Genomic DNA, 20,147 nt, shown 5'->3' on the forward strand with positions numbered 1-20,147 from the left:
AACAACAAGAGCGACATGCTTCTGGTCAACGACAACGGCAAGGTATCCGTCTGGGATAACGGCCAGATCGGCGGCGCCCACATCATTGCTGCTGCGGGCACCATCACTGGCGGCTGGCATTTTGCCGGCACCGGCGACTTCGACGGCAACGGCAAGAGCGACATTCTGTGGGTCAACGACGACGGCAAGGCGTCGATCTGGGACAACGGCCAGCTCGGCGGCGCCCACATCATCGCGCCTGCCGGCACCATGGCCGGCGGCTGGCATATTGCCGGCACCGGCGACTTCGACGGCAACGGCAAGAGCGACATCCTGCTGTTCAACGACAACGGCAAGGCATCGATCTGGGACAACGGCCAGATCGGCGGCGCGCATATCATCGCGCCGGTCGGCACCATCGCCGGCGGCTGGCACTTTGCCGGCACCGGCGATTTCGATGCCAACGGCCAGAGCGACATCCTGCTGGTCAACGACAACGGCAGGGCGTCGATCTGGGACAACGGCGCGATCGGCGGCGCGCACTTCATCGCTCCTGTCGGCACTTTCTCCAATGGCTGGCACATTGCCGACGTTGGTGACTATGACGGCAATGGGCAGAGCGACATTCTCCTGCGCAACGACAATTCGGCGGTGTCGATCTGGGATAACGGCCAGATCGGCGGCGCCCACATCATCGCCAGTGCCGGCGTCGTTCCCAATGACTGGCACATCGTGTGAGGGTGCTGTCCGGTCTGGACCGGCGATAGGTCTTCCATAGGTAGGCCCGTGGCGCGCCCTCCTCCGCCCTTTCCGGGCGCGCCACCAGTTCTCCGGCGTGATCTGGCCTGCGCTGGACCTCCGCCATGCAGCCAAGGAGCCGCCGATGAAGGCGGCATCGACCCCACTGTCTTTGCTCCCGCAACGCGAACGTCTATGAATACGCTCCCGGCTTCGTTTGCCTCATGCAGGGAGAATCGCCGTGACTTCAGCACCACTGACGCCGCTCAACCGCTTGCGACAACAGTGGCGCGAGAAGCGTCCGACCTTCGGCGCGATCGCAACCATCCCGAGCATCCAGACCGTGCAGATCATGGCGCAGTCGCTGGACTGGATCATCGTCGACCTCGAGCACGGTCCGATCGACCTTGCCACCGCGCATGCGATGATCGTGGCGACATCGGGTACGCCCTGCGTGCCGATGGTGCGGATCGCAGCCAATGAGCCGCACCTCGCCAAGGCGCCGATGGACATCGGCGCGCTCGGCATCAATTTTCCGATGATCTGCGACGCCGCGGACGCCGCCAAGGCGGTGCGCAGCGTGCGCTATCCGCCGAAGGGCGAGCGGCTCTGGGGGCCGTTCCACGCGCCGTTCCGCTGGGGCGTCTCGATGAACGACTACATGGCGACCGCCGATGACGACATGATCTGCATTGTCACGATCGAGCATGTCGAGGCGGTGAATCGCATCGACGAGATCATGGCGACGGAGGGCATCGACCTCGCGGTGATCGGCCCCGGCGACCTCGCCACCTCGATCAACAAGCGCGGCTATCCCGACGATCCCGAAGTGGTGGCGCTGATGCAGCGCGCGGAGAAAGGCATCATGCGGAGCGGCGTGCCGATCGGCGGCGTTGCCCGCAGCGCCGAGCAGGCCAACGCGATGATCGACCGCGGCTACCTCGCGCTCGCGCTCGGCTTCGACTGGTCGCTGTTCCAGCGCGGCATCGCCGCGGCGTTCGCCGGGATCAAACGCTGATTCCTCGCTAGTACTTCCGCACCACCGGCCTCGCGGTCGGTGGCGGCTCCGGCGCCTTGGGCTGAATCGCGAACGTCACCCAGGTCGACCATCCCTTCGGCCGGTTTTCGACCTCGAGATCGGCGTATCCCTTGATATTGAGATAGCCCTGGAAGTCGCCGACCGGAAACAGGAAGCCGACCTGCGGGCCGATGCCGACCGCCATGCCGCGGAAGCCGCCGAGCGTCGCGCCGGGCCCGCTATCGTCGGTGAGCTGCTGGAAATAGTAGCCGGCAACGCCGACGAAGACGTCCTTGCCGAGGAACTGCGACGCGGCCCAGTCGATATGCGCGTCGATGCCATTCTGGTACTGCAAATAGGAATTCATGGCGCTGTAGGTCAGGCCGCCGACGATGGAGAACTCGTGCCCCGTCTTCGGGTCGAGATAGGTGTAGCCGCCGCCGGCGTCGATCGCGCCGAACCCAAAGCTCAGATTGGCAAGCCGGGTCGGATCATACGTGCCGCTCGGAATGTTGCCGGCGACGTAGATCATCTCGTTGTGGACGCCCTGATTCCATTTCAGCGTGCCCTGGTAGAAGATGTCTGAGACCGTGGTACGGTTGTCGAACTTGCTGCCGGAGACGGTGTTGCCGGCCGGCCCGGTCAGCGTGGCGTTGATGCCGACGCCGAGATTTCCCGGCGCCGCCAGGAAGCTGATGCCCGCCTGACCGCCGAGCACCGGCGTCGGCGAGGTGTAGGTGACGCCCTCGACGAGCGCGTCCGCACGTGCGGTGAGCCCGGCCACGACGGTGCCGCCCGCGCCGCCGGCGGTGACGAAAGTCTTTCCCGCCCCCGCGCTCTGCTGCAGATGGATGTAGATCGTCGAATACGCCCAACCCGGCGCGACCGGCGTCGCGGCGAGGCTGCCGAACGTTCCGGGCAGCCAGAAGCTGAGACCCGCCGAATCGGCGCGTGCCGTGCATGGAAGCGCGAGCGAAGCAACACATAGGCCTGCGACCATCATTCCGTGACGCTTGATCAATTGCATAGCCGCCTCCCCTTCAACTCGGCCGTGGCGATCGTCGGCGCCACTGCCGTTACCTCCGATCGTTGCCCGCGCTTCACGCGCGCCGCTCATTGCACCGGCTGCGGCTCGGGACATCTCTACTTTTCGTTGTGAGCGTCACCGGATCTGCATCGAGATCGAATACCGCGCTGGAATAGAACGTATCCCGATTCGTCCGGATCACCGTCAGCGCCTCGCGCTTGTGCTCATACTTGCCGAAGCCGCCCTTCTTGGCCGAGGCGCTGAAATAGAGGTCGGTCTCGGCCCGAACGAAATTGTCGGGTGTGACGGTGACCGCCGCATGCGCCTGCGCCGTGGCCAGCTCCGCGAGCCAAAGTGTACCAACCAGGGAGTAATCCAGGTTCATTGCGTGACCGTCTCGATGTCAGGCAGGACCCACTTCTTCTCAAAGAAAGATTTTTCCGGTCCGTAAAGGCGGAACAGCACCTCGAATTCGCCGCCCGCGACTGTCGGCACCCAGTTCGTCTCCTTTCCCGCCGGCGACTTCGGCCCGAAGAATACGTCGGTCGAACCATCAGCGTTCTTCTGCAGCCCGACATTTTGCGAGGAGCGGCTGGCGCGCGATTGATCGCGGATCAGGGCGTGCGTGGCCCGGTCGTAGGCCGTCGCCGACCAATAGAGCCTGACCGGCGCGTTCGGCGGCACCGTCAGCCGATAGGTCTTGCCGCCATCGAAGTTGTTGCCGTCCTTGTCCTTGATGGTCATCAGGTAGAACTGCCCCTCGCCCAGATGCTTGGGGGTGAAGAAGGCAAAAGTGAACAGCAGACCTCTGCTGTCGACAGGGTAGCTATCGGCGGCGGAATAGCCGTCCGGAGCTGCCTTCATATAGTCCGGGAGTGCCGGCAACGCCCATCGACCGGACTCGAAAAAGGGATGAAAGAGCCGCTCATAGCGATGCTCGAACAATCCTCGCGCCTCGGCGGCCGCGCTGTTCAGGAGAGCCTGCGTCACCTGGTCCGGATTGAAGGCCTTGCCTTTCTCAATCCCGATCGACCGTAACTGGTCGATCATCGCCTTGTCACGCAACAGCCAGGGCTCGGTCTGCACGAAGCGGTCGAGTGACTGGAAGAACCGTACGTCATAGGGGATCGTTGCGTCGTACACCACGTCGATCGCATCGACGAATTTGGTGGGCGCGGGATTCGGCGTTTGCGAGAGCGGATACACCTTGATGCGCCGGCCATAGGCCGCGCCCTGCGCAACGTCGGCATCGGTGCCGCCTTTGAGGATCGAGCGCAGCAGCGCGTAACCCTGATAGGTCGACGATGGCAGCACGACATAGCCCTCGGGCGGCCTCTCCTTGTAGTCCGGGGGCAGCACCAGATACTTGGCGCCCGCTCCCTTGTCGACACCGGCCGGACCGACATCCTCGAGCGGCGTCTGCCAGCCATCCATGATGGTGCCGTTGATCGAGCCTTCGTCGGCCGGCGGAATTTCAATCACCACCGGGCCGACGTCCTTGGTATTGAAGAACGGCATCAGATAGATTGAGTCGGGATTGGGTGTGAGCGTCTGGTTCTTCCAGTCGGGCAGCCGAGACCAATAGACGATCTGGTTGTAACTGCCCTTGGTCTCACGAACCATCGCCTGGTACATCAGGTCGAAATTGACCGCCGGCATGCCCCAGATCATCGCCTCGACAGCGCGGCTTTGGACAAGCCGGCTGTGTGCGCCCGAAGAATCCTCCGCGTGCACGACCGGCGCCATCAGCAAAAACATCAGCGCCGCAAAGCATCTCTTCATGACGGTGCCCCCTAGTTCTTGCCGGGCCCCGCCGTCGTGAGCTTGTCCATCACATCACCGACCGTGAAGCTCGCCGCCTTGGCGCGCGGCGGGAATTCCTTGAAGCTCTCGATGTATCTGGCGACGATGGCCTGGGCCGGCACCAGGATGAACGCCCGACGCGCATGCCAATCCGCGTAATAGATGCTGACGGGGCCGCGCTCGAATGGATCGGCCCGCAGATTGTACATCATCGGTGCGCGCAGCTTGGTGAATTGCCCCATCCAGGGGCCAAGCGGCGCCTTCGGGTTGGTCTCGGTGTGCTGCTCCATGAAGCTGACCTTCCATTCCTTGACGCGCAGCGCCATCAAGTCACCATCGTCGCTCCAATAGAGAAATTCCTTGCGCGGCGACTCCGGCGCCTCGCCCTTGAAGAACGGCAGCAGATTCATCCCGTCGAGATGGACCTTGAATGGTTTGCCGTTGAGCGTGGTGCCCTTCGTCACCTTGTCGACGAGGTCCGGATCGCCGGCCGCCGCCGCGAAGGTCGGAATGAAGTCCTCATGCGCGCAGATATCGTTGACGACGGTACCCGGCTTGATGACACCCGGCCAGCGGATCAGGCAGGGCACGCGGAAGGCGCCTTCCCAGTTGGTCGCTTTCTCGCCGGCGAAGGGCGTCGTTCCGCCATCGGGCCAGGTGAAGACCTCCGCGCCGTTGTCGGTGGTGTAGACCACGATCGTGTTGTCGGTCGCGCCGACCTCGTCCAGCAGCTTCAGGAGCTCGCCGACATGGCCGTCGGTCTCGACCATGCCGTCCGGATACAGGCCGAAGCCGGTCTTGCCCTGCGACTCCTTCTTCAGATGCGTGAAGATGTGCATCCGCGTCGTGTTGAAGTAGCAGAACCAGGGCCCGCCGGCGCGCTGCTGGCGGGTAATGAAATCCTTGGCCGCTCCGAGAAACTCGGTGTCGATCGTTTCCATCCGCTTGGTGTCGAGCGGGCCGGTGTTCTCGATGGTCTGCTTGCCGACGCGGCCATAGGCGGGATCGACGGTGGTGTCATCGGTGGTGCTGGCCTTGCATTTGAGCACACCGCGCGGCCCGAAACGTTTGCGGAAGGCGGGATCCTTCGGGTAGTCCGGGTTCTCGGGCTCCTCCTCGGCGTTGAGGTGGTAGAGATTGCCGAAGAACTCGTCGAAGCCGTGCACGGTCGGCAGATGCTCGTTGCGGTCGCCGAGATGGTTCTTGCCGAACTGGCCGGTGGCGTAGCCGTAGGTCTTCATGACGTCGGCGACGCTCGGATCGAGCGGTCCGAGTCCGAGCTCGGCGCCGGGCAAGCCGACCTTGGTGAGGCCGGTGCGGATCGGCGACTGGCCGGTGATGAAGGCCGCGCGACCGGCGGTGCAGCTCTGCTGGCCGTACCAGTCGGTGAAGATAGCGCCTTCCCTGCCGATGCGATCAATGTTCGGCGTGCGATAGCCCATGATCCCCATGTTGTAGGCGCTGACGTTGAACCAGCCGATGTCGTCGCCCATGATGAAGAGGATGTTCGGCTTGCGCCCGCCGGATGCGGCCGGTGCCGCGGACGGCTGGGCCTGCTGCGCCAGGGCGCGTGAGGTGAGCGCTGCGGCGGCAACGAGTGTGGAAGTCCCGAGCAGCACGTTGCGTCGATCGATGGCTTGCCGGCTGGTCTCGCTGGTCTTCGTGTCGTTCGCATCGGCGCTCATCTGAAACTCCCTCACATTGTTTGGACGTTCCTCGAGGACGGCTGGAGATCGGTATTGGCGGACCTGCGCAGCACGCAGCGGAAGCCGACATGGCTGGTCGAGGTGTCGACCGGCTCGGCGTGGCGTGCGGCGGGACGGTAGCGGCGGCAGTAGTTCGGCGCGCACAGATGCGAGCCGCCCTTCAGCACCTTGCGCGGAATCCGGATCGCGGGCTGGACGGGATCGTAGCTCGCCTCCTCGCGGCCGCCGCGCGGGTTCTGCGGAATGCAGCAGGGTTTTGCGGCGTCGGCCTCGTGCCGCGCGGACCACCAGTCGGCGGTCCACTCCCAGACATTGCCGATCATGTCGTGAACGCCATAGCCATTGGGCGGAAACGCCGTCACCGGCGAGGTGCGGTCGAAACCGTCGGCGCAGATGTTCTCGAGCGGGAAATTGCCCTGCCAGGTGTTGGCCATCTGCACGCCGTCAGGGGTCAGCGCACTGCCCCAGGCATATTCCGCGGCGTCGAGGCCGCCACGCGCGGCGAATTCCCACTCCGCCTCGGTCGGCAGCGCCTTGCCCGCCCATTTGGCATAGGCCAGCGCATCGGCGTAGGCGACATGCACGACGGGATGGCTGCCGAGCACGTTGATGTTGGTTTTCGCCCCGTAGGGATGACGCCAGTTGGCGCCCTTCATGAAGCTCCACCACTGGCTCACATCGCGCAGCGAGCGCACGCGCCGTGGCGGCTGAAACACCAGCGAGCCGGCATAGAGCATGTGCGGCAGCGCGCCCGGATATTGCGCGGGATCGGGCGGCATCTCGGCCACGGTGATGTGACCGGTCTCGCGCACGAATTCGCGGAATTGGACGTTGGTGACAGGCGTGCGGTCGATCCAGAAGCCGTCGACCGTCGCCCGATGCGACGGCGCTTCCTCGGGATAATGATGGTCCGAGCCCATGCGGAAGGTGCCGCCGTCGATCCAGACCATATCGTCGGTCGGGAGGTTCGGCGACGGTTCAGCGCACCCGATCTCGGCCCCGGACATCGCAAGGCACCCGCACGCCTACTGGGAGCAGTAATCCCAGAAGCCCTGTGTCCTGGACGGATCGGTGTAGTACCAGCACATGCCCGGCGCCGGCGGAGAACCAGCCCATGCGGCAGCGCTCGCGGCGCCGACAACGCCGATCGCTGCGCCGGCTGCGATCGCACCGCCCACCGGCCAGCGGTACCAACCGGGCCGCGCCCAGCCGCGCCCGGGCACAGGCCGAACCACCGCGGCGCCGCGGTAGCCGGGCCGCACGCCCGGCCCGACCACGGTGCGACTGCGATAGGCCACCGCGCCGCCGCGCGGTCCGACCGCAACTCCACCGCGGCGGACGACGGCGCGCACGTCGATCACGTCGCGGCCTTGCGCATCGCGCAGCAATGATCCGAGGGGAGCGCCGGCGCCGATATTCGCAGCCGATGCGGTGCTTGTGAGCGCGGCCATTGTACCGAGCCCTAGCGCCACTGCGCAGAAGATCATCCTGAAAGGTCTCGGACTGCGTCCTTGAATACTGACCGTCGTGTCCGATCGCATCGCTACGCCCTCCATTGTTCTTGGTGCTTCTTGCTGCCGATCAAGCCGGTCGGTCAGTCGCCGTCAGCCTCACCTCTTCCGCGAGGCCCGGCGATCTCCCCTCGTATGCACACAAACGTGCATAACGGCATCCGGACGCGACCGCTCATCAGCGTCATCGCGCGCAGGCATCAAACGATAGATCAACTCGTTTTGCGTGTAATGTGCAGTTTGTGCCAAACTCTGTGGCGGGCCTCCACGGCTTGACGAAAGATGTCGCCGATCTGGCGATCTGTTACCGTGCCGTGCATTGCCTTGTCTAAAAAACAAGGAAAAATCCGCGCAATGGAAATTCCGAACATCATCCTGCCATTCGAATCGATAGAGTGACGACAGGTTGCCGCAGGGAGTAGGATGCGGCAGATTTTTATTTCGTGGGACAATAGATTAATCGCATTTCCCTCGTAGGCATGCAGATGATGGGCGAACATCTGTCGGTCAGCACGAATATACTCGAAGGCTTTGAGGGGCTTCATCAGGCCGTCAAAGGCTCACATGTCGACGTCATGCAGCTCGAACGCGGGCGGCTGCACGGCACCTTGTCGCATGTCGGCATCGGCGACTTCTCGCTCAGCATCGGCGCCTTCAATGTCGGCGTCCGCACCCAGCGCATTTCGACCGAGGAAAAGCTGATCGTCGGCATGCTGCTCAGCGCGACGGATCGCGTCACGCACTGGGCCTTCGACATGCAGCCGGCGGACGTTCTCGTCATTCCGCCCTCCGTCGAGCACGACGGTGTCTTTCACAGCGCCTCGTCCTATGCCGCGATCCGGATGGATCTGGCCGACCTCCCGTCCGTGTTCGGCGGCGAGCCGCGGCTTGTCGATGCGGAGGCCTGGCTGGAGAAGCGCCATTATCGCGCCGACGACGACGCCGTCGGCATGGCGGGCGCGCAAAGGCTGCCGCAGATCGTCGCGCATCTTGCGCGGCAGCCCGGCGCGCTGTCGGAGACGTCGGCCGAATTCTGGAAGCGCGCGATCGTCGATTGCGTGACCGCGCCGATCGCCGCGACGCTGCCGCGCGACGATTCCGGTTATCTGCCGTCTGCGATGAAGCTGGTCCGCAACATCGAGGATTATCTGGAAGCCGCAGGATCGCGCCCGGTCCATGTCTCGGAAATCTGCTCCACCTTCCGTGTGTCGCGGCGCAGCCTGCATCGCGCCTTTCACGAGGTGTTCGGCATCGGCCCGGTGACGTTCCTCCGCCACAAGCGGCTTTGCACGATCCATTCCATCCTGCGCCAAAGCAGACCCGAACAGACCACCGTCTCGGAGGTGGCGCTCGAGCAGGGCTTCATCGAGCTCGGTCGCTTCTCGCAGTATTACCGCGCGATGTTCGGCGAGTATCCGTCGCAGACCTTGAGCTGTCCGAGCTAGACCCAACCTCAAATCTTTTTTCAGCGTAGCCCGGATGAGCGCAGCGATATCCGGGATGGCGAGCCGCGCATTTTCGCTTCGCTGATGCGGATCGACAGTTCGCCGGATCTGTTCACGCGTCAGCCGCCAGGACCGCGACTGCCGGCTTCAGTCGTGCGCCTGCAAGGCGCGACACAAGCGGCGCAACGCCTCGCACAGCCGCGCATCCAGAGGTTGGGCGGCATAGGAACAGGTGCCGCTTCCGTAGCCCCCGCCCCCCTTGCGGGCCGGCGAATTGGCCGCTTTAATACTGCGATTCCAGCACCTTACTATTTTGAAGAGCATTTGAGATGAAGGCCATCGAACAGATCATCGCGGGATACGTGTCCCTTGGGGACCGTCGCGCGCTCGAGCAGATCAGAGACCATCGCAGGCGGCTGCTGCAGGAGACCCTGATGCGCAGCGGCTCCGGATTCCACCCATCGACCGTAATCGACACGCTCCAGGAGGAGGTCGATCTCATCGAGGCGGCGCTGGCCCGTTACGAGATCGCTTCAGAAGACGAGATCGCTTCAGAAGAAACGCCATGACAGACTTTCTCGAAGAACTCGAGACGCTGCGCCTCATTCGGGCATTCTCCAGGATCAAGGATCCCGACAAGCGGAAGCTGGTGCTGCAATTCGTCGAAGCGGCCATGCCCACCGATGATCCCGCCCGCGGGACGCCCAATCCGGCAACGCCGGCGCCGAAGCGCTGAGCAGTATCCGACGGCGCGCGTGAGCGTGCCGGTCGATGCTATTTCGCCTTATCGGAACTTGCGCCCGGTACATGAACGAGCTTGAACCAGCGTCAATTGCCGCCTTTTCGCTCTCACCCCGCGCTGTTAGAGTTCGGCGATCAGGGAGAGAAAAAACATGTTCAGAAAACTACTGATTGGCCTTGCCGTGGTTGTGGTCGCGGGCACAGGCGCTGTGTTTGCGCAGCAGAGCGGCATCAAGCGGACGCCGCTGCAGAAGGTCGACTTCCCGGCTGGCTACAACACGGTGACGGCGATCGCCGAGATTCCCGCGGGCGGTGCGGCCGGGCGTCATACGCATCCCGGGGCCGAAACCGGCTATGTGATCGAGGGCGAGCTCGAGCTCCTGATCGACGGCAAGCCACCGGTGAAGGTGAAAGCCGGCGAGTCCTACCAGATCCCGGAAGGCGCGGTGCACGACGCCAAGGCCTCCGGCGACAAACCGCTCAAGGTGCTCGGGGTCTATATCGTCAAGGCCGGCGAGCCGCTGGCGAAGCCTGCGCCGTAGATCGAACTGCGCCGCGGCCCTGGCTCGAACAGGTGCTGAACGGCGAATTGCGGTCGATCCGGCCACAAATCGCCGCTCGGCCGGTCCGGGCGCTCGGAAACGCGCCTTGAGACGCTAAAAACGGGCGATTTGCGGCCAAAACGGCCGAAAAAGCCGGTCGTTTCGTTTGACAGGGCGGTGCTTTGTCCTTAAGACCACCCTTGCTCGCGGGCCGGTTTCGGCCCGCGATGCGTTTCGCGACCCGTGGTTTGTCCTCGAGCTTTCGAGGCGGATCTGTCGGTGCAGGCCATTTTGGCCGGTACACAGGAGGGCGCGTCTCCTCAAACCTGAAACTTACAAAGGCCGGGCGCGATCAGCGACGGCTATGCAAAGAGGACCGCGATGACAAAGCGTAGTGAGGCGAAGTACAAGATCGATCGCCGCATGGGCCAGAATATCTGGGGCCGCCCGAAGAGCCCCGTGAACCGCCGCGAATACGGCCCCGGCCAGCACGGCCAGCGCCGCAAGGGCAAGCTCTCCGACTTCGGCGTGCAGCTGCGCGCCAAGCAGAAGCTCAAGGGGTACTACGCCAACATTTCCGAGCGCCAGTTCCACGGCATCTATGTCGAGGCCAGCCGCCTCAAGGGCGACACCGGCGAGAACCTGATCGGCCTGCTCGAGCGCCGTCTCGACACCGTGGTGTATCGCTCCAAGTTCGTCTCGACGATGTTCGCCGCGCGCCAGTTCATCAACCACGGCCACGTCAAGGTGAACGGCCGCAAGGTCAACATCGGCAGCTACATGCTGCGGATCGGCGACACCATCGAGGTCAAGGACGCCTCCAAGCAGCTCGCCACCGTGCTGGAAGCGAGCCAGCTGCCCGAGCGCGACGTGCCTGATTTCATCGAGGTCGACCACGGCAAGATGACCGCGAAGTTCGCGCGCATCCCCGGCCTCTCCGACGTGCCGTTCCCGGTGCAGATGGAGCCGCATCTGATCGTCGAATTCTATTCGCGCTGATCCTGTCAGCGTTGCGAGATACGAAAGGCCCCGGCTTTGCCGGGGCCTTTTTGTTTGACCGCAGGATGCTAATATAGGGCTGCCTTGGCAGATGCCTGCCCACAGAGACCTCGCCGATGACCCGGTTGCTCGATCAGGCTATCAAGACCGTCTCAAACCTGCCCGATGCGGAGCAGGACGAACTGGCGCGAGTCATGCTGCAGCTCGCCGGCGTCGACCAGCCACCGCTCCAACTGACCGCCGAAGAGGAGGCCGATCTGGCCGAGGCCGACGCGGAGATTGCGCGCGGTGAACTGGCGACTGCGGATGAAGTTCGTGCCATGTGGGCAAAGCACGGGCTGTGAACGTTCGCTATACGCGGCGCGCCCTCTCTCAGATCGACCAGGCACTGTCCTATATTGCGGCACGATCGCCTCAGGGCGCGGATCGCGTTCGCGACCGTGTCGTGGCTCTCGTGGAGCTCCTTCAGCAACATCCCCTCGCGGGACGCGCGACAAGCCGTCCGGGCGTTCGTCGGCTCTCGACGACGCCTTACCCCTACCTGATCGATTACCGGGTGACGCCGACCGAGATCGTGATTATGCGGTTTCGCCACACCGCCCGCAGACCTATAGGTTAGCAGAGACCGTCGCCGCGCCCGCGTTGGGTAGCGCTGCAGAGTAATGAGGAAAGCGCATGCACTACACCCCTGCCCCGCCCGATCCGAAGGCGCCCGCCGTCCGCATCAACCTGCTGTCGGACACGCAGACCAAGCCGACGCCGGCGATGCGCGAGGCGATGGCGAGAGCGGAAGTTGGCGACGAGCAGGTCGGCGACGATCCGACCACCAATGAGCTCAACGCCCGCGTCGCCGAGCTGCTGGGCAAGGAAGCGGCGGTGTTCATGCCCTCGGGCACGATGTGCAACGTCGCGGCGACGCTGGCCTATTGCCGGCCCGGCGACGAGATTTTGGCGCATGCGACCGCGCATATCATCGCACGCGAGGGCGGCGCCCATGCCGCGCTCGGCGGCTTCCAGATCACGCCTCTAGCGGGCGACGACGGCCAGTTCGCGCCGGAGGCGTTCCGCGCCGCGCTGCATCCGCGCACCCGCTATCAGCCGCCGCAGGTGCTGGTCAGCGTCGAGCAGACCGCCAATATCGGCGGCGGCACGATCTGGAAGAAGGCCGCGCTCGACGAGGTCGTCAGCATCGCCAAGGCCAATGGACTCGCCACCCACATGGACGGCGCGCGGCTGCTCAACGCCACCGTCGCCTCAGGCATCTCGCCGCGCGACATGGCGGCAGGCTGGGATTCCGCCTGGATCGATTTCTCGAAGGGCCTGGGCGCGCCGATCGGCGGCGTGATCGCCGGCAGCCGCGCCTTCATCGACGACGTCTGGCGCTGGAAGCAGCGGCTCGGCGGCTCGATGCGGCAGTCCGGCGTCGCGGCGGCCGCCTGCATCCATGCGCTCGACCATCACGTCGACCGCCTCGCCGACGACCACGCCAACGCGCGGGCGCTGGCGCGCGGGCTGTCGCAGATCAACGGCATCGCTGTGCAGGCACCGGAGACCAACCTCGTGTTCTTCAAACCCGACGGCGCCGGTGTGCTCGGCGACAAGATGGTCGCCGAGCTGCGCAAGCGCGGCGTGATGCTGGCGATGATGGACGGACGGATCAGGGCCTGCACCCATCTCGACGTGTCGGCCGCGATGATCGAGGAAGCCGTCGGTCACGTCAGGGACATCGTGCGCGGAGCGTAGCCGGAACGGCCACGCTCACCGCTTCTTGGGATCCAACTCGTACTGCATCCGCTGCGCTTCCGCGTACGATTCCAGCGCCTCGTTCTGCATCGCGTTGAGGTTCTTGAAGGTGATCGCAACTTCCTTCTGAGCCGCTCTCGCGCGATCGAATGCACGATTGTTGAGCGTTGCCTCGACATGCTCTGCGAACATGGGAACGCGAAGCTCCTCGCCGGTCCGCGCGATCACGGATTCGGTCTTCGGATCGCCGCCGCAATCCGGCGTCGCACGGACCTGGTTCGGCGCAATCTCCGTGATCGCGACGTCACATTTGATCAGCGGCGCCTTGCTTGAATATCTCATGTTCAGCATGACGCCCTTGTTCGAGGGGCCCGTGCTCCAGATCTCGATCTGACCGTTGTTATCTCTCCTCGGGATGGCGGTCTTGGCGGCCACCAGCATGGCTTGGGCCTGCTGCCTGGAATAGGGATAAACCGACGGATCGAATTTCGACGCCTCATAAGCGACGTAACCGCCGGCCACACCCAACGTGCCCAAAGCAAAAATGACCTTGGCGAGCATGAGTCTCCTCCGAATGCGGACGAGACCATCGTCGGACAGGAGCCCTTTTCAATCTGTTAGCGAATAGATCAGGCCCACAACCGTCGTTAATTTAACGCCAATGCGGTGATGAGCTAAATCGGATTCGTCCGCCGGGACCGGGACTTAGCCAGTCTGTCGATGGAGGCCGTTCACCCCGTCCGGGCCGCTACCGCCCCATCGCCTGATAGATCAGCGTCTTCAGCTCTTGCTGGATCCGGCCGCGCTGCGTCGGCGTCTGCATCATCAGGATTCCAAACAGGTGATCCTCGGGATCGATGAAGAAGAACGTGCCCGCGACGCCGTCCCAGCGATATTCACCGAGCGGCCAGTTCGTGTTCGCCGGCACCGACGTGCGGACGGCAAAGCCGAGGCCGAAGCCCGAATTCGGCCCCGGATAGAAGTTCTGGTCACGGACCACCCCGGTTTCGGGACCGATGTGATCTGACGTCATCAGGGCGATGGTTTCCGGCTTCAGATAACGCCGGCCGTCGTAGGTGCCGCCGTTCAACAGCATCTGTGAAAACCGCGCGTAATCGCCGATGGTGCCGACCAGTCCGCCGCCGCCGGACTCCCATCGCAGCGGCTGCCTGGGATCGCGGACGTCGGCGACCGGACTGATGGTGCGATCCTTCGGCATCGGCTCGGCGATCAACGGCCATTTCGCGCGGTCGGCGACATAGTATGCGGTGTCGTTCATCCCGAGCGGACCGAGCAGCCGCTCCTTCTCGAAGGCAAACAGCGATTTGCCGGTGATGACCTCGATGATGCGGCCGAGCACGTCGGTGGAGTGGCCGTAGTCCCACACCGTGCCGGGCTGCTCGGCGAGCGGCAGCTTCGTGAGCCGCGCGACCAGCTCGGCATTGTCGGGATCGTCGTTGAACAGACCGCTGTCGGCATAGGCCTTGTTGACGAGGCCACCGCCGTAATAGCCGTAAGGCAGCCCGGCGGTGTGACGCATCAGGTCCTCGATCGTCACCGGACGCTTCAGCGGCTCGGTCGTCATCACCAGCTTGCCGTTCTCACCGGGCTTCTCTACCGCGACCTTCATGTCGGCAAAGGCTGGAATGTATTTCGAGACCGGATCGCCGAGGGCGAGCTTGCCCTCCTCGACCAGCATCATTGCCGTGACCGTCGTGATCGGCTTCGACATCGAATAGAGGCGGAAGATGGTGTCCGCGCTCATCGAGAATTCGGTCGCGATGTCGCGCACGCCGAACTTCTCGTAATAGACCGGCTTGCCGTGCTGCTGCAGCAGGAGGATCGCGCCGGGAATCTTCCCGGTCACGATCTCGTTCCTGATGTAGTCGGAGACCTTCGCCAGCCCTTCGGCCGAGAAGCTGTGCGGAGCACGCTTCTCGCCCTCGGCCTTCGCACCCGTTGCGCCGAGCGCGAGCACGAGTGCCGCGACGACCGCGCGGCACCCACGCATGTCACTTCTCCATGGCTTCATAGACCAGCAGCTTCAACGTCCGCTGGATGCGCTGACGCTCGGTCGGCGTCTGCTCCAGCAGGACAAAGAACATGTCCTGCTTGGGGTCAATCACGAAATAGCAGCCGCTGGCGCCGTCCCATTTCAGCTCGCCGAGGTCGCCGGGCGGCGGCGGCTTGGCGTTGCCCGGATCGGTGCGCACCCCGATTCCGAGCCCGAAGCCGAAACCATCGCCGGGGAAGTAGAAGAAGTCGCGCTCGACCCCGGAGTTCGGGCCGACATAGTCGGTCGTCAGCAGCTTGAACGTCTCGGGCTTCATATAGGTCTTGCCGTCGAAAGTGCCACCGTTGAGCAACATCTGCGCGAAGCGCGAATAATCCGCCATGGTCGACACCATGCCGCCGCTCGCGGATTCCCATTTCTTGACCTTGGTCGGATCGTTGACCCGGCCGACCCGGAAGTCGCTGTCGTTCGGCATCGGCTCGGCCATCAGCTTCTGCTTCTCCGGATCGGTGACGAAGAAGCGGGTGTCGTTCATGCCGAGCGGATCGAGCAGCTTCTCGCGTTCGATCGTGAGCAGCGACTTGCCGGAGGCGATTTCCATCACCCGGGCCAGGATGTCGGTGGAATGGCCGTACTGCCAGAGCTCACCGGGCTGGTTGTGCAGCGGCAGCTTGGCGATCCGCTCGGCGAACTCGGCGAGATCGAAATCGCCGCCGTAGATATTGGCTTCCTTGTAGGCCTTGCGGACCAGGCTGTCGCCATAGAAGCCGTAGGTGACGCCCGACGTATGCGTCATCAAATCCTTGATCGTGATCGGCCGCTTCAGCGGCACCAGATCGAGGGTCTTGCTGCCGTCGTCGGCCTTCTTCTCGACCCCGACCTTCATGTTGGCGAAGGACGGAATGTATTTCGAGACGGGATCGTCGAGCTTGAACTTGCCCTCTTCAAGGAGCTGCATCGACACCACGGCGGTGATCGCCTTGGTCATCGAAGCCAGGCGGAAGATGGTCTTGTCGGTCATCGGCGCCTTGCTGACCACGTCCTGCACGCCGAAGAATTCATGATAGACCGGCTTGCCGTGCTGCTGGATCAGCACGATCGCGCCGGGAATCTTGCCGGTCGCAACCTCGTTCTTGAAGAACTCGCCGATCTTGGCGAGCTTGTCCTTGTTGAAATGTGCACCCGCCGGAATCTCGTAGGTGCCTTCGGCCCGCGCCATCGGCGCGGCCAGCAGCACCGCGCCAACCGCCGCGGCGCACAGCCATCGAAATGAACTCATAAATCTCCCTCCCCGGTGATCACGGCGAAGTGTAGCGGCCGCGCCATCAGGCACAAGGGCTGCCAAAGTCGGCCAATGCGGCCTCGTGCAGCTCGGCGCTGGCCGCCGAGAAGCAGCAGAAGGTGACATGCGTCACGCCGGGCGCCGCCGCGAGGGCATCGACGACGGCCTTCACCGCGATGGTGGCCGCGCGATCGGGCGGAAAATGGTAGACGCCAGTCGAAATTGCCGGAAATGCCACCGAGCCCAGCCCATGAGTCTGGCAAAGCTCGATGCCGCGGCGATAGCAGGAGGCGAGCAGCGCATCCTCGTTCTGCGTGCCGCCGTGCCAGATCGGGCCGACGGCATGGATCACGTAGCTGGCCGGGAGACGGTATCCCTTCGTGATCTTGGCATCGCCGGTCTTGCAGCCGTTCAGCGTACGGCACTCGGCGAGCAGCTCCGGCCCGGCGGCGCGATGGATCGCGCCGTCGACGCCGCCACCGCCGAGGAGCGATGAATTGGCCGCGTTGACGATGGCGTCAACGCGGAGTGTCGTGATGTCGGCAACGATGATGTCGAGCCGCGCCGTGCCGATCTGGCGCGCGGACATGGTCAGGCGGCGACGTCGACCGGGATGCCCTTGTCGGCAAACAGCTGCTGCAATTCACCGGCCTGGAACATCTCGCGGATGATGTCGCAACCGCCGACGAACTCGCCCTTCACATAGAGCTGGGGAATCGTCGGCCAGTTCGAATAGACCTTGATGCCGTTGCGCAGCTCGGCCGATTCCAGAACGTTGAGGCCCTTGTAGCCGACGCCGATGTGGTCGAGGATCTGCACGACCTGGCCGGAAAACCCGCACTGCGGGAATTGCGGCGTGCCCTTCATGAACAGCACGACGTCGTTCGACTTCACTTCGTTGTCGATGAATTGCTCGATGCTCATTTTCGCTTCCTTTTCGGGCGGCGCTCTCAAGCCTGCTCGGCCGGCCCGCCCTTCTAACCCGTGACTGGCTATATATGTAGCTCAAACCATTGTGCATCCAAAGCAAAATGGCGGAAATCTGGCATGCGGCGGGCGCCGGGCGCGGTCGCCTGTGGATCATCTGATGGGGCTAATATCATCGCGGTAAGGCTTTTTTTCCGTAACGGAGCCCCCATCTAGGACGAACTGTCCGCCAGGAACCAGTTCGCCGAAGCAACGTTCTCCCCCCTGAACCGGAGACCATCGTGACGAAACCAGCCTCTGCCGCGGCCGCCATGGCCGCCTCCCCGTCACAATCCTCCGAATCCGGTTCGCTCGCCCAGCGGCTGGTGGATGCCTATCGCGCGGTCCGCGACGAGACCGAGCGCCGGGCCGCACCGCTGTCGGCGGAAGACCAGTTGATCCAGTCGATGCCGGATGCCAGCCCCGCCAAATGGCACCGCGCCCATACCACCTGGTTCTTCGAACAGTTTCTGCTCGGCGAGCACTGTGCCGGCTACAAGCCCTTCCACCCGGATTACGCTTACCTCTTCAATTCCTATTACGTCAGCGCCGGTCCCCGGCATGCCCGCCACCAGCGAGGTCATCTGACGCGTCCGACCGCCGACGAAGTCACTGCTTATCGCCGCCATGTCGACGCCGAGGTCGTGAATTTTTTTCAGAGCGCCGGCGAGGACAAACTCCAGGCACTGGTGCCGCTGGTCGAGGTCGGCCTCAATCACGAGCAGCAGCATCAGGAGCTGATGTACACCGACATCCTGCACGCCTTCGCGCAGAACCCGATCCCACCTGCCTACGATCCGGCCTGGCGCTTTCCGGCTTCGCATCGCGGCGGCGAGGAATGGGTGACGCTGAACGAAGGCATCCACACCGTCGGGCACGGCGACGACAGCTTCCATTTCGACAATGAGAAGCCGGCGCATCGTGCTCTCGTCGGCCCGGTCAAGCTCGCCAGAAACCTCGTCAGCAACGCCGAATGGCTCGCCTTCATGAAGGACGGCGGCTATTCGACCGCGACGCTGTGGCTGATGGACGGGTTCGGCACCGTCACGAACGAGGGCTGGGAGGCGCCCGGGCACTGGCGCCAGATCGACGGCGAATGGAAGATCATGACTCTCGGCGGCCTTCAGCCGATCGATCCGTCGGCGCCGGTCTGTCACGTCAGCTATTACGAGGCCGACGCCTTCGCCCGCTGGGCCGGCAAGCATCTGCCGACCGAGATGGAATGGGAGGTCGCTGCGCGCGCCGGCCTGCTCAACGACGCCTACGGCATCGTCTGGCAGTGGACCCGCAGCTCCTATTCGCCCTATCCGGGCTACCGCGCCATCGAAGGCGCGCTCGGCGAATACAACGGCAAGTTCATGGTCAACCAGCTGGTGCTGCGCGGCTCGTCACTGGCGACGCCGGAAGGTCATAGCCGTGTCACCTATCGCAATTTCTTCTATCCATTCCATCGCTGGCAATTCACGGGGTTACGCCTCGCAGACTACGCCTGATTGGGTCCTGTCGACATCAATGGCGCGCCGGTAAGCGCGTTCGGGAGAGTATCATGAATGTGCATGCCGCCGCTTTGGCAAAAGCGTACCCGTTCGACGAGGCGACCTCGACGTTTGCCGGCGACGTGATCGGCGATCTGGCGCGTCATCCGAAACGGCTGTCGCCGAAATATTTCTACGACGCCACCGGCTCGGAGCTGTTCGAGCAGATCACGGTGCTGCCGGAGTATTACCCGACGCGGACCGAGCTCGGCATCCTGCGCGACCGCGCCGCCGAGATCGCCGCGATCATCCCCGAAGGCGCGGCGCTGGTCGAGTTCGGCGCCGGCGCGACCACCAAGGTGCGGCTCCTGCTCGAACATTGCGAGTTCAGCGCCTATGTGCCGGTCGATATCTCGGGCGATTTCCTCAAGGCCCAGGCCGACGGCCTGCGCAAGGATTTCCCGGATCTCGGCATTTATCCGGTCGCCGCCGACTTCACCACGCCGTTCGCGCTGCCCGAGGCGGTCGCCGCCATGCCGAAGGTCGGCTTCTTCCCGGGCTCGACGCTCGGAAATTTCGAGCCGAACGAGGCCGCCGCGTTCCTGCGCAGCGCGCGCAACATCCTCGGCCAGGGCGCGCAGATGATCATCGGCGTCGACCTCGAGAAGGACGAGCGCGTGCTGTACGACGCCTATAACGACGCCGCCGGCGTCACCGCGCGCTTCAACCTCAATGTGCTGGTGCGCATCAACCGCGAGCTCGGCGGCAATTTCGACCTGTCGGGCTTCACTCACCGCTCGATCTACAACCGCGACCGCCATCGCATCGAGATGCACCTGATCAGCCGCAAGGCGCAGACCGTGCGCATCCTCGGCAACACCTTCGCATTCCGCCCGGGCGAGAGCATTCATACCGAGAACAGCTACAAGTACTCGCTCGAGCGCTTCACGGCGCTTGCCCGCAGCGCCGGCTGGTCGGTGAAGGAAAGCTGGACCGACGCAGGCGGGATGTTCTCGGTGCACGCGTTGACCGCGGAGTAGGCGCGCGGATCCAGCCGCGCCGTCATTGCGAGGAGCGATAGCGACGAAGCAATCCATCTCTCCGCGTATGCGGAACGATGGATTGCTTCGCTTCGCTCGCAATGACGAGGATAGAGCT

At 64.0% G+C, this 20,147-nt stretch carries 24 protein-coding genes; 12 read left to right on the forward strand and 12 right to left on the reverse strand.

Going from position 1 to position 20,147, the window contains the following annotated elements; genetic code table 11:
* Both JQ633_RS28905 and JQ633_RS28910 read left to right on the forward strand, forming a co-directional pair.
* Positions 1-717: FG-GAP repeat domain-containing protein (locus JQ633_RS28905; RefSeq protein ID WP_211988552.1), on the forward strand; the 717-nt coding region annotated here is incomplete at its 5' end.
* Positions 718-958: 241 nt separating this feature from the next.
* Positions 959-1,735, forward strand: coding sequence for an HpcH/HpaI aldolase family protein (locus JQ633_RS28910; RefSeq protein ID WP_211988553.1), 777 nt, complete (start codon positions 959-961; stop codon positions 1,733-1,735).
* 7 nt (positions 1,736-1,742) lie between these two features.
* Here JQ633_RS28910 and JQ633_RS28915 read toward each other — a convergent pair whose 3' ends face one another.
* The 7 genes from JQ633_RS28915 to JQ633_RS28945 form a co-directional block, all read right to left on the reverse strand.
* Positions 1,743-2,762, reverse strand: coding sequence for a SphA family protein (locus tag JQ633_RS28915; RefSeq protein ID WP_249159727.1), 1,020 nt, complete (start codon positions 2,760-2,762; stop codon positions 1,743-1,745).
* Positions 2,763-2,835: 73 nt separating this feature from the next.
* Positions 2,836-3,147 (reverse strand): DUF1254 domain-containing protein, encoded by a 312-nt coding sequence (locus JQ633_RS35260; protein WP_249159728.1) that lies wholly within the window; start codon positions 3,145-3,147, stop codon positions 2,836-2,838.
* Positions 3,144-4,544: a DUF1254 domain-containing protein gene (locus JQ633_RS28925; RefSeq protein ID WP_211988554.1), complete on the reverse strand. Its 1,401-nt coding sequence runs from the start codon at positions 4,542-4,544 to the stop codon at positions 3,144-3,146. Before JQ633_RS28925 ends, JQ633_RS35260 begins: the two co-directional genes overlap by 4 nt.
* Before the next feature lie 11 nt (positions 4,545-4,555).
* Complete coding sequence (locus JQ633_RS28930) at positions 4,556-6,250, reverse strand: arylsulfatase (RefSeq protein WP_211988555.1); 1,695 nt, start codon at positions 6,248-6,250, stop codon at positions 4,556-4,558.
* 11 nt (positions 6,251-6,261) lie between these two features.
* The gene (locus JQ633_RS28935; protein ID WP_211988556.1) at positions 6,262-7,278 is read right to left on the reverse strand and encodes a formylglycine-generating enzyme family protein; all 1,017 of its coding nucleotides are present in this window, start codon (positions 7,276-7,278) and stop codon (positions 6,262-6,264) included.
* A gap of 18 nt (positions 7,279-7,296) precedes the next feature.
* Positions 7,297-7,722 carry a hypothetical protein gene (locus JQ633_RS35265; RefSeq protein ID WP_249159729.1) on the reverse strand — a complete coding sequence of 142 codons (426 nt, stop codon included), beginning with the start codon at positions 7,720-7,722 and terminating at the stop codon, positions 7,297-7,299.
* 272 nt (positions 7,723-7,994) lie between these two features.
* The gene (locus tag JQ633_RS28945; RefSeq protein WP_211989010.1) at positions 7,995-8,327 is read right to left on the reverse strand and encodes a hypothetical protein; all 333 of its coding nucleotides are present in this window, start codon (positions 8,325-8,327) and stop codon (positions 7,995-7,997) included.
* Here JQ633_RS28945 and JQ633_RS28950 point away from each other — a divergent pair.
* The 8 genes from JQ633_RS28950 (at position 8,271) to JQ633_RS28985 (ending at position 13,252) form a co-directional block, all read left to right on the forward strand.
* Positions 8,271-9,227 carry a helix-turn-helix domain-containing protein gene (locus JQ633_RS28950; RefSeq protein ID WP_211988988.1) on the forward strand — a complete coding sequence of 319 codons (957 nt, stop codon included), beginning with the start codon at positions 8,271-8,273 and terminating at the stop codon, positions 9,225-9,227. The two genes, JQ633_RS28945 and JQ633_RS28950, sit on opposite strands and share 57 nt — an antisense overlap.
* A gap of 329 nt (positions 9,228-9,556) precedes the next feature.
* On the forward strand, positions 9,557-9,796 hold the full coding sequence (locus tag JQ633_RS28955; RefSeq protein WP_211988557.1) for a hypothetical protein: 240 nt from the start codon (positions 9,557-9,559) through the stop codon (positions 9,794-9,796).
* Positions 9,793-9,963, forward strand: a complete 171-nt coding sequence (locus tag JQ633_RS28960) for a hypothetical protein (protein ID WP_211988559.1) — start codon at positions 9,793-9,795, stop codon at positions 9,961-9,963. Before JQ633_RS28955 ends, JQ633_RS28960 begins: the two co-directional genes overlap by 4 nt.
* 157 nt (positions 9,964-10,120) lie before the next feature.
* A complete protein-coding gene (locus tag JQ633_RS28965) occupies positions 10,121-10,510 on the forward strand; it encodes a cupin domain-containing protein (protein ID WP_211988561.1) in 390 nt (129 codons plus the stop codon).
* Positions 10,511-10,891: 381 nt separating this feature from the next.
* A complete protein-coding gene (rpsD, locus tag JQ633_RS28970; protein WP_211988568.1) occupies positions 10,892-11,509 on the forward strand; it encodes a 30S ribosomal protein S4 in 618 nt (205 codons plus the stop codon).
* A gap of 116 nt (positions 11,510-11,625) precedes the next feature.
* Positions 11,626-11,853: a hypothetical protein gene (locus JQ633_RS28975; protein WP_211988570.1), complete on the forward strand. Its 228-nt coding sequence runs from the start codon at positions 11,626-11,628 to the stop codon at positions 11,851-11,853.
* Positions 11,850-12,128 (forward strand): type II toxin-antitoxin system RelE/ParE family toxin, encoded by a 279-nt coding sequence (locus JQ633_RS28980; protein WP_349631626.1) that lies wholly within the window; start codon positions 11,850-11,852, stop codon positions 12,126-12,128. The genes JQ633_RS28975 and JQ633_RS28980 overlap by 4 nt, the downstream gene beginning before the upstream one ends.
* Before the next feature lie 56 nt (positions 12,129-12,184).
* Complete coding sequence (locus tag JQ633_RS28985; RefSeq protein ID WP_211988574.1) at positions 12,185-13,252, forward strand: threonine aldolase family protein; 1,068 nt, start codon at positions 12,185-12,187, stop codon at positions 13,250-13,252.
* A 15-nt stretch (positions 13,253-13,267) separates the two neighbouring features.
* On the opposite strand, the gene JQ633_RS28990 is transcribed toward JQ633_RS28985, so the two are convergent.
* From JQ633_RS28990 to grxD, 5 genes are all read right to left on the reverse strand, one after another.
* On the reverse strand, positions 13,268-13,813 hold the full coding sequence (locus JQ633_RS28990) for a hypothetical protein (protein WP_211988576.1): 546 nt from the start codon (positions 13,811-13,813) through the stop codon (positions 13,268-13,270).
* A 187-nt stretch (positions 13,814-14,000) separates the two neighbouring features.
* Positions 14,001-15,263 carry a serine hydrolase domain-containing protein gene (locus tag JQ633_RS28995; protein ID WP_211988578.1) on the reverse strand — a complete coding sequence of 421 codons (1,263 nt, stop codon included), beginning with the start codon at positions 15,261-15,263 and terminating at the stop codon, positions 14,001-14,003.
* 1 nt (position 15,264) lies between these two features.
* Entirely contained in the window at positions 15,265-16,545 is a 1,281-nt protein-coding gene (locus tag JQ633_RS29000; protein WP_211988580.1) for a serine hydrolase domain-containing protein, read from the reverse strand.
* Positions 16,546-16,591: 46 nt separating this feature from the next.
* A complete protein-coding gene (locus JQ633_RS29005; RefSeq protein WP_211988583.1) occupies positions 16,592-17,137 on the reverse strand; it encodes an O-acetyl-ADP-ribose deacetylase in 546 nt (181 codons plus the stop codon).
* Positions 17,138-17,139: 2 nt separating this feature from the next.
* The gene (gene grxD / locus JQ633_RS29010; protein WP_016843475.1) at positions 17,140-17,472 is read right to left on the reverse strand and encodes a Grx4 family monothiol glutaredoxin; all 333 of its coding nucleotides are present in this window, start codon (positions 17,470-17,472) and stop codon (positions 17,140-17,142) included.
* 284 nt (positions 17,473-17,756) lie between these two features.
* On the opposite strand from grxD, the gene egtB reads away from it, so the two are divergent.
* Positions 17,757-19,007, forward strand: a complete 1,251-nt coding sequence (egtB, locus tag JQ633_RS29015) for an ergothioneine biosynthesis protein EgtB (protein WP_211988584.1) — start codon at positions 17,757-17,759, stop codon at positions 19,005-19,007.
* Between the two features lie 53 nt (positions 19,008-19,060).
* A complete protein-coding gene (gene egtD, locus JQ633_RS29020; RefSeq protein WP_211988585.1) occupies positions 19,061-20,029 on the forward strand; it encodes an L-histidine N(alpha)-methyltransferase in 969 nt (322 codons plus the stop codon).
* The last annotated feature ends 118 nt before the right edge of the window (positions 20,030-20,147 follow it).

This window comes from Bradyrhizobium tropiciagri, assembly GCF_018130505.1.
Lineage (GTDB): Bacteria > Pseudomonadota > Alphaproteobacteria > Rhizobiales > Xanthobacteraceae > Bradyrhizobium > Bradyrhizobium tropiciagri_B.